12 protein-coding genes and 1 pseudogene are annotated in these 13,428 nt (G+C 63.9%); 6 read left to right on the top strand and 7 right to left on the bottom strand.

From position 1 onward, the window contains the following. Window positions 1-21 precede the first annotated feature (21 nt). Together SO140_RS18870 and SO140_RS18865 are read right to left on the bottom strand one after the other, a co-directional pair. On the bottom strand, window positions 22-738 hold the full coding sequence (locus SO140_RS18870) for a peptidoglycan-binding domain-containing protein (RefSeq protein WP_449383829.1): 717 nt from the start codon (window positions 736-738) through the stop codon (window positions 22-24). Further along, window positions 731-2,596, bottom strand: coding sequence for a PAS domain-containing sensor histidine kinase (locus SO140_RS18865; protein WP_449383830.1), 1,866 nt, complete (start codon window positions 2,594-2,596; stop codon window positions 731-733). Before SO140_RS18865 ends, SO140_RS18870 begins: the two co-directional genes overlap by 8 nt. A 385-nt stretch (window positions 2,597-2,981) precedes the next feature. Between SO140_RS18865 and SO140_RS18860 the strand changes: the two genes are divergently transcribed. Then, a complete protein-coding gene (locus tag SO140_RS18860; protein WP_449383831.1) occupies window positions 2,982-3,407 on the top strand; it encodes a DUF5330 domain-containing protein in 426 nt (141 codons plus the stop codon). Window positions 3,408-3,475: 68 nt separating this feature from the next. Then, window positions 3,476-3,904 carry a SufE family protein gene (locus tag SO140_RS18855; RefSeq protein ID WP_498542925.1) on the top strand — a complete coding sequence of 143 codons (429 nt, stop codon included), beginning with the start codon at window positions 3,476-3,478 and terminating at the stop codon, window positions 3,902-3,904. A 7-nt stretch (window positions 3,905-3,911) separates the two neighbouring features. Here the strand turns inward: SO140_RS18855 and SO140_RS18850 are convergent, their stop codons facing one another. Together SO140_RS18850 and SO140_RS18845 are read right to left on the bottom strand one after the other, a co-directional pair. Continuing rightward, window positions 3,912-4,325, bottom strand: a complete 414-nt coding sequence (locus tag SO140_RS18850; RefSeq protein WP_449383833.1) for a Ros/MucR family transcriptional regulator — start codon at window positions 4,323-4,325, stop codon at window positions 3,912-3,914. A 9-nt stretch (window positions 4,326-4,334) separates the two neighbouring features. Further along, the gene (locus SO140_RS18845; RefSeq protein ID WP_449383834.1) at window positions 4,335-5,198 is read right to left on the bottom strand and encodes a DUF308 domain-containing protein; all 864 of its coding nucleotides are present in this window, start codon (window positions 5,196-5,198) and stop codon (window positions 4,335-4,337) included. Window positions 5,199-5,510: 312 nt separating this feature from the next. Between SO140_RS18845 and SO140_RS18840 the strand changes: the two genes are divergently transcribed. Further along, complete coding sequence (locus SO140_RS18840; protein WP_498542924.1) at window positions 5,511-7,160, top strand: glycosyltransferase family 39 protein; 1,650 nt, start codon at window positions 5,511-5,513, stop codon at window positions 7,158-7,160. Between the two features lie 183 nt (window positions 7,161-7,343). Next, on the top strand, window positions 7,344-8,123 hold the full coding sequence (locus tag SO140_RS18835; RefSeq protein WP_474797076.1) for a class II aldolase/adducin family protein: 780 nt from the start codon (window positions 7,344-7,346) through the stop codon (window positions 8,121-8,123). A 202-nt stretch (window positions 8,124-8,325) separates the two neighbouring features. On the opposite strand, the gene SO140_RS18830 is transcribed toward SO140_RS18835, so the two are convergent. The 3 genes and pseudogenes from SO140_RS18830 to SO140_RS18820 all read right to left on the bottom strand — a co-directional run bounded on the left by SO140_RS18830 (window position 8,326) and on the right by SO140_RS18820 (window position 12,063). Then, the gene (locus tag SO140_RS18830) at window positions 8,326-9,720 is read right to left on the bottom strand and encodes a M20/M25/M40 family metallo-hydrolase (RefSeq protein WP_449383837.1); all 1,395 of its coding nucleotides are present in this window, start codon (window positions 9,718-9,720) and stop codon (window positions 8,326-8,328) included. 28 nt (window positions 9,721-9,748) lie between these two features. After that, window positions 9,749-10,379: pseudogene (locus SO140_RS18825) on the bottom strand (glycosyltransferase family 87 protein); the annotation flags it as partial. A gap of 67 nt (window positions 10,380-10,446) precedes the next feature. Continuing rightward, entirely contained in the window at window positions 10,447-12,063 is a 1,617-nt protein-coding gene (locus tag SO140_RS18820) for a helicase HerA-like domain-containing protein (RefSeq protein WP_449383838.1), read from the bottom strand. Between the two features lie 329 nt (window positions 12,064-12,392). Between SO140_RS18820 and SO140_RS18815 the strand changes: the two genes are divergently transcribed. Continuing rightward, complete coding sequence (locus SO140_RS18815; protein WP_449383839.1) at window positions 12,393-12,758, top strand: DUF2267 domain-containing protein; 366 nt, start codon at window positions 12,393-12,395, stop codon at window positions 12,756-12,758. Between the two features lie 26 nt (window positions 12,759-12,784). Then, window positions 12,785-13,192, top strand: coding sequence for a DUF4332 domain-containing protein (locus SO140_RS18810; protein WP_449383840.1), 408 nt, complete (start codon window positions 12,785-12,787; stop codon window positions 13,190-13,192). Window positions 13,193-13,428: the final 236 nt, after the last annotated feature.

Below are 13,428 nucleotides of genomic sequence, written 5' to 3'. Positions count from 1 at the left end.
ATCCGCGGCAATCAATGGCGATTATTCGACAGGATGTCCGATCACAGCCGCAAGCTCGCGCAACAGGCGGTCGGACACCTGCCCGGTCACCGGCATCTTGTGCTCGCGCTCGAACTTCTGGATCGCTGCCTGGGTTTCGCCGGAGATCGAGCCGGTCACCTTCAACTGTCCATAGCCATATTCGGAGAGCGCGCGCTGCACGGCGGCGACACGACGCATAGAGGGACTCTGCTGCGCCGGGATCGGCGCCGGCGGCCGCGCGACAACGACCGATTGCGACGGAGGCGTCGTCGCCGTGGCCTTGACGAGATTGGTCAGGGGATCGGCGTATCTGGCGGTCGAGGACGTTGCCTCGGCGACCTTCTCGGGCGCCGGCGGCTTCTCCGCAACTTTGGGCTCAGCGACGCGGAACTCCATCGGCTTCGGCTCGAGCGGCAGTGAATCGGCCGCAAGCGGGCGCGGCCGCGGCAATGGGCTCGACAACGCAGCAGCCGACGGCGCCGGCAAATTGATCACGGTGCCGAACATTGGCGCCGGATGGCGGCCGGTTTGCAGGAACAGCGCGTTAGCGATGATGGCGCTGACCGCGGCAAAGGCAACGAGACCAGCGAGAGTATCCTTGGGGCTGTGCAGCAGGATCCGCATCGCGAGATTACGCTCGGTCTCGACGTCGACGACCGCTGCCTTGGCGCCACGGCGGCGCGGAGCATCCTCATCTCTTGCAGACTTTCTAGGCACTTTTCTTCACCAAAGCCGGTTGGTCCTGAACATCATGGCGCGGCGGCGGTACCAGTGTCGCGATCTTGCTTTCGCTCTGCCGTCCTTGCGACGGCGTGCAGACGAGCGGCAGCTTGATGGTGACGGCCGTCCCCTCACCGAGCTTGCTTTGTATCGTCAACTCGCCGAGATGCAAGGCGACGAGGCTCTTCACGATCGACAATCCGAGGCCCGTGCCTTCGTGGCGACGCTGATAGGTCTTGCCGGCCTGGAAGAACGGCGCGCCAATCCGCTTCAGGTCGTCGGGCGCGATGCCGACGCCGGTATCGCTGATGCGAAGGAAGAGGTGCGATGGCGAAACCGTGGCGGCGACGGTGACCTGCCCTCCACGCTCGGTGAACTTGATCGCGTTCGAGACGAGGTTGAGCACAATCTGCTTGAAGGCGCGCGGATCGCCGGTCATCACCGGCAGATCCTGCGGCGCATCGGTGATGAGATCGATGCCGTTCTCGCGCGCCTTCAGCGCGAGCAGATTGCAGCAATGCAACAGCGCGGCGCGCGGCGCGAACGGTTCCGGCGAAATCTCGAACTTGCCGGATTCCATCTTGGACATGTCGAGGATGCCGTTGACGACCGACAGCAGGTGCTGACCGGAAGCGTTGATGAGCTCTGCGTATTCCTTGCGCTGGGCCGCCCCTAACATCAGGGTCTGCTCCTGCGCGATCATCTCGGAGAAGCCGATGATGGCATTGAGCGGGGTGCGCAGCTCGTGGCTCATGGTGGCGAGGAAGCGCGTCTTGGCGGCATCGGCCGCTTCCGCGGCGCTGCGAGCCTGATCGAGCGCCTGCTCCTGCATCTTGCGATCGGTAATGTCACGCATCACGGCGACGACCTCGGGCTCGTGCGTCACGTCGCGGCCCAGATCCTGGTCAACCAAATCCTGGTCAAGCGGCCGGCAGCGCATCTCGACCCAGATGAAATCGACCTGGCCGCGCTCGCTGCCGCCAACCTCCCGCCGTAGCCGGAACTCGACGCCGCGCACATCGCCGCGCGCGGCGTCCGACAGCGCGGTGAGATAGGCCGGACGGTCGGCGACATGGACGCGATCGAACAGGCCGTGGCCAGTGAGCTGGGCGACCGGCACGCCGAGCATGGCCTCGACTGCTGGCGAGACGAACTGGACTGCGCCGTTGCGCTGATGCCGCGAGATGACGTCGCTCATGTTGCGCGCCAGGAGGCGGTAGCGCTCCTCTTCGCGCGACAGCAGCGCAACACTGGTACGCGCGAGCGATTCGGCGCCGAAGGCCAGACCCGCCGCATAAAGCGTCGCGGACGCAACGCCGAATGCGGTGAACATGCCGCGTTCGGCGGCATTGGCCTGGTCGAGCGGCAACCAGTCGAGATGACCGAACAGGATCAAGAGAGCCACGCAGGACAGCGCCAGCACCGAGGCAAAGGCAGCCACCCGGCGCGAGGCCGACAGCGCGGCCTCCAGGGGAACGACGACCAGCCAGACTGCGGCAAACGATTCGATGCCGCCCGTGGTCACCGCCACGGCCATGATCAGTCCGGCGAGCGCCAGCGATGACAGCACATGGGCACCTTCATAGCGGCCGGTGCGCGAAAGGAACCACGACAGCAGAATCGGCGCGATCAGCCAGGCGAAGGCCGCAACCTCGATCGCGCTGGGGGCGCCGCGCATGGCAAGATAAATCGGGAACGCGGCAAAGGCGGCGAGGCTGCCGAGCAGCCTGGGGGCCATGAAAGCCCGATGGCGCGCCCGCGTCAGCGCGTCATAACGCGCCGAGGGATGCAGCAGCGCATCGAGACAATCGCGGATGATACTCAAAACTGTCACGGGTCTCGCGCTTCGGCTCATGCATCGAAAAGACGCGCCGGAACGCCTCCTTGTCGTTGAGCCACCGTGTCAGAGCGACATTAAACGAACGCTAAGGCGGTGGCGCATGCGGCAGAACGCCGTGTGATTGCGCGGAATTTTACGCGATTTGACGGTTTCATTCGCGCGGATGGTGAACGCGGGGTTTCCGCATCCCCCGCCGTATGGTTTCGAATTGGTGGAAGGACGCAAGTCGGAGAGCGCGAGCCCGCATCAATCGAAAATTTACGAGCCTTTCGATTCGTTCAAATCCCACACAAAATTTCGCCGAATTAAGCTCAACGCAATCACTTGCGATTTATCGAAGGTTGCTAGGTCGAAGGCCCGCGGGGTGCCGCCGGCTGGATCTAACACGCAAGGTCGCAAGATGCGTTTTCTGCTCCGCATCACATTCTGGCTCGGGCTGGTGCTGGTGCTCCTGCCGCGGGACAAGACTCCCGAATCGGAGAAGGTGCCGCCGATCGGCGCCGCCGAGGCCGTGTCGGCCGCGACCGCGGCCGTCTCCGACATGAGCCAGTTCTGCAAACGCCAGCCCGCGGCCTGCGAGGTCGGCGGCCAGGCCGCAACCGTCATCGGCCAGCGCGCGCAGGACGGGGCACGCAAGCTCTACCAGATGCTCAATGACAAGAAAGAGCAGATCACCAACGGCAAGAATGAAAAGAAGGCGCCCGACCACACTGGCTCGATCGGCAGCATGGCTGAAGCCGATCTCGACCCTGGTCCGGCACAGCGCGACACCCTGACCCAGGACGACCTGGCGCTCGAATGGCGCGGGCCGGAAACGGCGAATTAGGGTCCAACCCCTATCGATTTCGCGTCCTTGCGTCCCTATATTGGCCCTGGGATCACACACGGGCCATCATGACGACGATCGACGAAATCAGGGACAATTTCGAGATTCTGGACGAGTGGGACGACCGCTACCGGTACGTCATCGAGCTCGGGCGCTCCCTGGAACCGATGCCGGAGGCGGAACACTCCGCCGACAACAAGGTGCAGGGCTGCGTCAGCCAGGTCTGGCTCTCCAAGCGGATCGATCGCGAGAATGGCCCGCCGGTCCTCAAGTATCGTGGCGACAGCGACGCCCATATCGTGCGCGGGCTGGTCGCGATCCTGCTCTCGCTCTATTCCAACCGCACGCCGCAGGAAATTCTCTCGACCGACGCGCTCGCGGTGTTCGACGAGTTCGGCTTTCGCGACCACCTGACGCCGCAGCGCTCAAACGGCCTGCGCTCGATGGTGGAACGCATCCGCACCGATGCGCGCGAGGCGCTCGCCGAGGCTTCGTGACGCTGCGCTATTTACGTTTGCGCTGCTGCTGCCCCAGCCCCATCTTCTTCGCCAATTGCGAGCGCGCCACCGCGTAGTTCGGCGCGACCATGGGATAGTCGGCCGGCAGGCCCCATTTGTCGCGATACTGTTCGGGCGTCATGTTGTACTGGGTACGCAGATGGCGCTTCAGCGACTTGAAGCGCTTGCCGTCCTCGAGGCACACGAGATAGTCCGGCGCGATCGACTTCTTCAGCGACACCGCGGGCTTTGCCGGCTCGAGCGGCGCTTCGGTCCGACCCGAGGACACCCGCACCAGCGCGCCATGCACCTGGCTGATCAGGTTCGGGATCTCGGCCGCCGGCGTCGGATTGTTGCTGAGGTAGGCGGAGACGATGTTCGCCGTGAGCTCGATGAAGTTCTTACCCGCCGCATCTGACACGGATGGACCTCAGGACCGTTGGTCGAGATGCGTGCGCAACTCGTCGATCGAGGCGAAGCGCATCATACCTTCCGGCATCTGCGCCTCGATCGAGCCGTCGGAATAGAGCGAATAGGCCATCCCATCGACGACGCCCGATTTGAGCACGGTGACGGCCGGCTGCTCGGCCGGTGGTGCCGGACGTGGCTCAGGTGTCGGGGGCGACGCAGGAGCTGGCGCGGCTTCCGTAAAGCTCGAGGGCATGCGCGGCGGCGGCGGGCGGCGGAGCGGAGCTGCCTCCGGCGGCCGCATCCGTTCGGGCTTCGGCCAGGCATCGTCGAAGCTTGCCTGCGGTGGCTCGGCGGGCGCCGGATGCTCCTCACCCGGTTCGGCCTCGGAGGCCTTGGCCTGCGCGCGATCGCGCTCCTTGCGCGAGGTCGAGGCGAACAAGAGATTGCGCCGACGCGGCCCTTCAGGCGTTGCTGCGGACGCTTCCGGCATCGGTGGCACTTCGGCACGCGTACGCGCCGCTGCTTCATCCTGCCAGGGTGGCGGTGCAGCCGGCGATACCGGCATCATTGGGTCGACCTTGGCGGCCTCGCCAGGGACCGCTTCCGGCCCAGACGCGCCCGCCGTCGCAAGGCCCGGCGGAAGCACCGGCCTGACTCTAACCTCGGACAGTGCCGTCGTTGCGGCGAGCCGCCGGGCGATGCCTTTCAGCTCCTGCACGACGGTGTAAAGGCCCATCAGTAACATCCCGGAGCAGACGCCGATGGTCCCGCTGAGTATGAGAGTACTGCCGAGACTGAATTCCTTGAGCGAGATGCCCCAGAGGACCGTGAGGAGGCCCGCCACAAAGGCGAAAATCCCCGCGATCAACAATGCCAGTGCCATCGAACTCACCCCCGGCCGCGCATGATCGCGCGACACCGCCTACGCCAAGATACCGTCATATCGCACGCCTCGCCAACGGCGATTCGCCGTAACCGTTCCTTAAAATAGCGAAATCAGGGACTTATTCACATTCCCTTCAGCAACATCTCGCTAGCTCTATTGAAACTCCAGGATCTGGAAATTGCTGCGTTGCATCAGGAATTTAGCCATAATGCGCAATTACTTGGAAATGGAACTGCGCTATAGGGTTCCCGGGACAAAGGGCCGTGCGCACCGGCGCGGCCGAGAGGGGATTCCGGGTCACCGACTGCCATGACATCCATCACCACTTCGGCGATCGACACGCCTCTGGGGCGCTCGATTGAGCGGACTTGCGATGACCTTGCCATGCTGGTGCTGGCGGCGGTCGCGGTCATCGCGGGGCTAACCTTCCGCGACTACGGGCTTGGCTGGGACGACTACACCCACGCCGAATATGCCGACCTCCTGCTGCGCATGTTCGGCTCCGGCTTCAAGGACACCGCGGCGCTCTCCTTTGCCAATCTCTATATGTATGGCGGCGGCTTCGACATGGTCGCAGCGCTGCTGCACAAGGTCATGCCGATCGAGTTGTTCGAGACGCGCCGCCTCGTCGGCGCTGTCGTCGGCGTGATCGGGCTTGCGGTGACCTGGCGGCTCGCTCGCCGCATCGGCGGGCCACTTGCGGGTCTCGCAGCACTCCTGCTGCTCGCGCTCTGCCCGATCTTCTACGGGCACATGTTCATGAACCCGAAGGATGCGCCCTTCGCGGTGGCGATGATCATCCTGATGCTCGGCCTGGTGCGACTGGCCGAGGAATATCCGCAGCCCTCGCCGCGCACCATTCTGATCGTCGGCCTCGGCGCGGGCCTCTCGATCGGCACGCGTATTCTCGGGGGCCTTTCGCTCGTCTTTGCGATGATCGGCTTCATGCCGCTGTTTCTGGAAGAGCTGCGCGTCGAAGGCACCCGCGAAGCAATCCGCCGCTTCGCCCATGTCGTCTACGTGCTGCTGCCCGGCCTCGTGCTCGGCTATCTCATCATGGGCCTGATCTGGCCGTGGTCGATCATGGAGCCCGGCAATCCGTTCCAGGCGCTGACCTACTTCTCGCATTTCTTCGAGAAGCCCTGGAAGGAGATGTTCGACGGCGCGCTGGTGTCCGTGCCCGACATGCCCTGGTCCTACCTGCCGACGCTGTTCGCGCTGCAATTGCCCGAAGTCATGCTGGTGCTGGCGATCGGCGCGGTCATCGGGACCTTGGTCATCCTGCCGCGCCGCCAGATTGCGGCGCGCCGCAAGACCGTCCTGTTGATGCTGACGCTCGCAGCCACGCTGCCGCTCGTGGTCGCGATGGTGAAGCGGCCCGCGCTCTACAACGGCATCCGCCACTTCGTCTTCGTCATTCCGCCGATGGCCGTCCTGGGCGGCGTCGCCTTTGCCTGGACCATGGAGCGCCTGCGGGCCAATCATCGCGCCTGGCAGCCCGTCGTGCTCGCCACTTTCTGCTTCGGCCTCGCGCTGCCGCTCGCCGAGATGATCCGGCTGCATCCCTATCAGTACACGCACTTCAACCACATCGCGGGCACCGTGCGCGCCGCCGACGACCGCTTCATGCTGGACTATTGGGGCCTGGCCTTGAAGCAGGCTTCCGACGAGCTGCGCGAGCAGCTCATCGAGCGCCAGGAAGTTCCGCCGCGCAATCGCAAATGGAAGGTCGCGGTGTGCGGCCCGCAGCGGCCCGCGCAAGTGGCGCTCGGTCCCGATTTTACCATCGGCTGGGATTCCAACGCTGCAGACTTCGCCATGACGCTCGGCGAGTTCTACTGCAAGGGCCTCATCGCGCCGGTCATGGTCGAGATCAAGCGCGACGACGTGGTCTTCGCCCGCGTCTACGATATCCGCGGCCGCAGCATTTCCAGCCTGCTGTCGATCCCGGCGCCGTAATAATTCTCTTCTGAATTGCAGCCCGGACGGAGCGAAGCGAAATCCGGGGACTTTGAGGGACCTCTCGAATATCGCGTCGCTCATGCGGGCTACGCTTGACTGCTGCGCTTCGCGCGCCTTGCTGCGACTTCCTCGCGGGACTAGGCTCCCGCTCCGCAACAACGAGGTTCGGAGTGATTTGCCATGTCGCCAGCGGAAGCGCGCGTGAAAGAAGTGCCGTCGAACATGACGGAGGCTGAGTGGCAACAGCGGGTCAATCTCGCCGCCTGCTACCGCCTCATCGCCCTTTACGGCTGGGATGACCTGGTCGACACCCACATCTCGGCCCGCGTGCCCGGCCCCGAGCATCACTTTCTCATCAATCCCTACGGGCTGATGTTCGACGAGATCACCGCATCCAGCCTGGTCAAGGTCGACCTGCACGGCAACCAGCTCACCGAGAGCGAGTACAGCATCAACCCCGCCGGCTTCACCATCCATTCGGCGATCCATGAGGTGCGCGAGGACGCGATCTGCGTGCTGCATCTCCACACGCTCGACGGCACCGCGGTTTCGAGCAGCGCGGAAGGATTGTTGCCGCTGAACCAGACCGCGCAGCTCGTCACGCACGACCTCGCCTATCACGACTATGAAGGCATCGCGCTCGATCACGAGGAGCGGCCGCGGCTGCAGAAGGATCTCGGCGACCACAACCACATGCTCTTGCGCAACCACGGCACGCTGACGGTCGGTCGCTCGGTCGCCTCCGCATTCGAGCGCATGTATCACCTCGAGCGCGCCTGCTCGATGCAGGTGCGCACGCGGGCGCTCGGCACGCCGGTCTATCCGGTCGAGGAGATCGCGATCGAGAAGAACACCGAACTGCTCTCCAACCGCGACCGCGCCGAGCTTCGCGCCACCAACCTGGTGTGGCCGCCTCTGCTGCGCAAGCTCGACCGCGTCAATCCGGGCTACCGGACTTGAGATTTGCGAGGATTCGTGTAAGATCTTCTGCGAACGACCTCTGCACGTTTTGGAATGAAACGCCGCCCAATTCCGGGCGGCGTTTTTATTTGGTGCTCTCGCGGGGTGGGCAAAGCGAAGCGTGCCCACCTCTCTCTCACAAATCCTGGAGAGACGGTGGGCACGGCGCTTCGCGCCTTTGCCCACCCTACGCACCCCGCGCCTACTTCACCTCCGCGAGCGCGGCGAGGATGCGGGCCCAGGAGCGAATGCCCTTCTGGAAGCTCCGCAAATCGTACTTTTCATTCGGCGAATGGATGTTGTCGTCATCCAGGCCGAAGCCGACGAGCAGCGAGTCCAGCCCAAGCGTGCGCTTGAAGTCGGCGACGATCGGGATCGAGGCGCCCGAGCCCATCAGCACGGTCTCCTTGCCCCACTCCTCCGTCAGTGCCTTCTTGGCGGCAGCGAGCGGCTTCATGTTCCAGTCGAGCGCGATCGCGGGCGCGGCGGAATGGTCGCCGAATTCGACCTTGCAGTCGCCCGGAATGCGCGCCGACACATAGTCCCGGAAGGCCTTGCGGATTCTCGCCGGATCCTGCCCCTCGACCAGGCGGAACGAGACCTTTGCAGAGGCATGCGACGGGATCACCGTCTTGGAGCCTTCGCCGATGTAGCCGCCCCAGATGCCGTTGACGTCGCAGGTCGGGCGCGAGGAGGCCTGCTCGATCAGCAGCCGCCCCTTCTCGCCGGCCGGGATCGACAGACCGATCGGCTTGAGGAACGTCTCCGGCGTCAGATTGAGCTTCTTCCACTGCTCCAGGACATCCGCAGGCAAGTCCTTCACCCCGTCATAGAAGCCGGGAATGGTGATGCGGCCGTCATCGTCGAACAGCCCGCCGAGGATCTTGGTGAGCACGCGGATCGGGTTCATCGCCGCGCCACCGAACACGCCGGAATGCAGGTCGCGGTTGGCGGCCGTGATCTTCACCTCTTCATAGAGCAGGCCGCGGAGCGACGTCGTGATCGCCGGCGTGTTCCGATCCCACATGCCCGTGTCGCAGACCAGCACATAGTCGGCCTTGAACTCGTCCTTGTTGGCTTCGATGAACGGCACGAAGTTTTTCGAGCCCACCTCCTCCTCGCCTTCGATCAGGAAAGTGACGTCGATCGGCAGCGAGCCCGTCACCGTCTTCCAGGCGCGGCAGGCCTCGACGAAGGTCATCACCTGTCCCTTGTCGTCCTCGGCGCCACGAGCGACGATGATCTTGCGGCCGTCGGCATGATCGGTGACGACGGGCTCGAACGGCGGGCGGTGCCAGAGATCGAGCGGATCGACCGGCTGCACGTCGTAGTGCCCGTAGAACAGCACGTGCGGACGTCCGCTCGCCTTGCTCTTGCCGACGACGGCGGGATGCCCGGCGGTCGGCCTGATTTCGGTTGCAACGCCGAGGCTTGCGATGTCCTTGGCGAGATGCTCGGCCGCCGCCTTGCAATCATTGGCAAAGGCCGGATCGGCCGAGATCGACTTGATCCGCAGCAGCGCGAACAGGCGCGTCAGGCTGTTGTCGAAATCCTTGTCGATGTGATCGAGCACGGACTGGAGCTGTGCATTGGACATTGTTCTCGTTCCTGACTTGCGGTGGTTTTCAAGACGCTGCTGCTTTTAGCTCCGCCGCGGCTTTCGGGCCAGACGCATCTGGCGGATGCCTGATGTGCCAGACCAACGCGCCCGCGAGAACGACGGTGCCTACGAGGTTGTTACCTAAGGCCTGCAGGACCAGGGGAAACAACGGCAGCGACAGCAGCAAGAAAATGCCTGCGACAGCCAGCGCGATCCAGGTTCCCAGCCTCACGCCCGCACGCACGTCGAAAGCAGCGCGGTGCATCAGCACCGTCATCGGAATGGTACCAGGTCTTGAGCTCAGTGACGTTGTGGTCGAAGCCGCGGATCGGCGCCGGCACCACGAACAGAAAGATGCCGGTGCAGGCGATCGTGCTCACGACGGCCGCCCACTGCGGGCGCCACACCAGATAAGGCAGCACCGCAACCGGAAACACCTTGATGGCGGTGGCGAGCGCGAACATGAAGCCGGCGAGCCAGAACCGCTGGTGCTGGAGGCTCCAGAAGCCGTAGAGCATCATCGCCAGCAGGAGCACGTTCGGCTGGCCGAGGTCGAACATGTCAAACACGAAGGTGATGGTGACGAAGGCGGGCAGCGCCTCCAGCCAGCGGCCGGGTGTGAGTCCCGAGCCGGTCATGGCATTCGAGAGAATCCCTCCGCGCAAACGAGGCGAGGAGACCTACGGCTACACGGAAAGCCCCTTGACGAGAGCCCGTGACTGCCTACCGGCGCAGCAATCCGCCGAGTGCGCCACGCACCAGAGCGCGGCCGACCGAACCGCCGAGCTGGCCACCGACCGACTTGCCGAGATCGGCGACGACGCCGCCGACCACCTGATTTGTGACCGTGCGCGTCACGTCGCGCACGACGCGCTGACCGGTGGTGAGCCGGCCGCGGCCGGTGTTGGTGCCGAAGATGGTGCCGACGATCGAGCCGATCTGGCCGAGGATGCCGCCTCCGTTCGCCGAGCCCTCGGCGGTCGCCGCGGTACCGGCGATGCGCTTTTGCAGAATCTCATAGGCGGATTCGGAATCGATCGCGGTGTCGTATTTGCCCTTCACCGGGCTTGCATCCATGATCGCCTTGCGTTCCTCCGGCGTGATCGGTCCGATCCGAGCCGAGGGCGGACGGATCATCACGCGCTCGACCATCGACGGCGTGCCGTTGCCTTCGAGGAAGGACACCAGCGCCTCGCCCTTGCCGAGCTCCATGATCACCTTGGCGGTGTCGAGTTTCGGATTGGGCCGGAAGGTCTGTGCGGCGGCCGCGACCGCCTTCTGGTCGCGCGGGGTGAACGCGCGCAGCGCGTGCTGCACGCGGTTGCCGAGCTGCCCCAGCACCCGGTCGGGTACGTCGATCGGGTTTTGCGTGACGAAGTAGACGCCGACACCTTTGGAGCGGATCAGGCGAACCACCTGCTCGATCTTGTCCATCAGCGCCTTGGGCGCGTCGTTGAACAGAAGGTGCGCCTCGTCGAAGAAGAACACCAGCTTCGGCTTGGGCAGATCACCCGCCTCGGGCAGCTCCTCGAACAGCTCCGACAGCATCCACAGCAGGAATGTCGCATAAAGTCGCGGGCTCTGGAGCAGCTTGTCGGCGACCAGGATGTTGATCATGCCGCGGCCGTCGCGATCGGTCTTCATGAAGTCCTTCAGCGTCAGCGCCGGCTCGCCGAAGAATTTGGTGCCGCCCTGGTTCTCCAGCACCAGGAGCTGGCGCTGGATGGTCCCGACGGTTGCCTTGGTGACGTTGCCGAAACCTTGGGCAGCTTTCCGGATCGGCGCCAGCGGATCTTCTCCGGCATCCGGCCCCTTCTTGCTGGTGTCGGGCACGATGGCGTCGAGCAGCGCCCGCAGGTCCTTCATGTCGATCAAGGTCAGGCCGTTGTCGTCTGCGACACGGAAGGCGACGTTGAGCACGCCCTCCTGCACGTCATTGAGGTCCAGCATGCGCGCCAAGAGAAGCGGGCCCATCTCGGTGACGGTCGCGCGTACCGGATGGCCTTGCTCGCCGAATACGTCCCAGAACACCGTCGAGAACTGGTCGGGCTGGAACGTCAGCCCCATGTCAGCTGCGCGCTTGACGATGAAATCCTTGGCCTCTCCCACTTCGGAGATGCCCGAAAGGTCGCCTTTGATATCGGCGGCGAAGACCGGCACGCCAGCACGCGCAAATCCTTCTGCCATCACTTGCAACGACACCGTCTTGCCGGTTCCGGTTGCACCGGTGACGAGGCCATGGCGGTTGGCGAGCGCAAGCGTCAGCCAGGCGGTCTCGCCTCCCTTGCCGACGAAGATCTTGTCGCTGGTATCGCCGGGATTGGTGTCTTGTGTCGCCATTACTGTTTGCCTTGGTGGGGAATGCGAACTTTAGGTTCCGCAGTTTAACGTATGTTGGGTGCCGATTGAACGGGTCAACGCATCTCGTGAGGCACGCATATGCGACATCGTGAGAGATGAGGCGTGTGTCTCTTCGCCAAAAGTCGAAATGATCGGTTCGCACCGCGGCAATTTTTCGCGAATTCCATCCTTCGCTCTTGCATCGCTGCAACACTCGCCGCGCGATTCGTCACCGCTCATGCGTTCGTCGCTTGTAATTCTTAACGCGCCGGCCCAAGATCATTTTCAGAAGCAAGACTCCGGACTTGAACCGGCTGAGGGGCAGGCGCATGGACGAGCTGATCGGGCGGCTGGCGACAAACGCCAGCATCGATAGTGCTGTCGCTGAAAAGACGATCGGCATTATCCTGGGCTTCCTTCGCAACGAAGGCCCTTCCGACGGCGTCCAGGCTCTGATCGACCAAATTCCCGGTGCCGAAGCCGCGATTGCCGCGTCGCAAAGCGGCGGCGGCCTATCTCGCCTGATGGGCGGCGGCCTGATGGCCGTCGGTACCCGGCTGATGGGCCTTGGGCTCGGCATGTCCGACATTCAAAAGATCGCCCGTGAACTTTTTCGCTTCGGTCGAGACAAAATCGGAGCGGATCAGATGGGCAAAATCATTGCGGGGACGCCGGGCCTCAGCCAGTTCGCCTGAGGCTTTCGCATTTCATATTGAGTATCATGACATATCCCATCTCCGAGATTGAGGGCCTGTCGGCCTTCGCCGCCAGCAAGCTGAAGGCGCAGGGCATCCGCACCACCGTCGCGCTGCTCGAAGCTGCCAGCACTTTGAAGGGCCGCAAGGCGCTGTCAGCCAGGACCGGCATCAGCGAGCAGCAGCTCCTGGAATGGGCCAACGTGTCCGACTACATGCGCATTCCCGGCATGGGCAAAGCCAAGGTCAACCTCGTCCGCGCCGCCGGCGTCACCACTGTCCGCGAGCTCGCCTATCGCAACCCGTCGCGGCTGGCGCAGAACATGCGCGAGGTGAACGAGAAGCGGAAGCTGGTCCGTGTGATGCCGTCGGAGAAGTCCGTCGGCGAGCTCATCGCCAAGGCCCGCAAGCTGCCGCCGAAGATTACGTATTAGGCGGACGTCGCTCATTGCACCTTCGCGAAGCGCGAAGGATTGTGTGTCCGATCCATCGCAGTCATTCCCCGCGAAGGCGGGGAATCCAGTACGCCGCGGCTTCTCCGTATCCCACCGCTGCCTCTGGAATACTTGTATGGGCTTGGTCAAGGATGAGTGGTTGTTAGATCATTTCAGATCATCTCCTTGTTCGAAGGAGGCGGACGTCTGCTGGTCCTGACCTCAAGACGGCTGGC

The sequence above is a fragment of the Bradyrhizobium sp. UFLA05-108 genome (assembly GCF_059803455.1).
The sequence above is the reverse complement of the archived record's forward strand: the minus strand, read 5'-3'. Positions and strand labels throughout refer to the sequence as shown.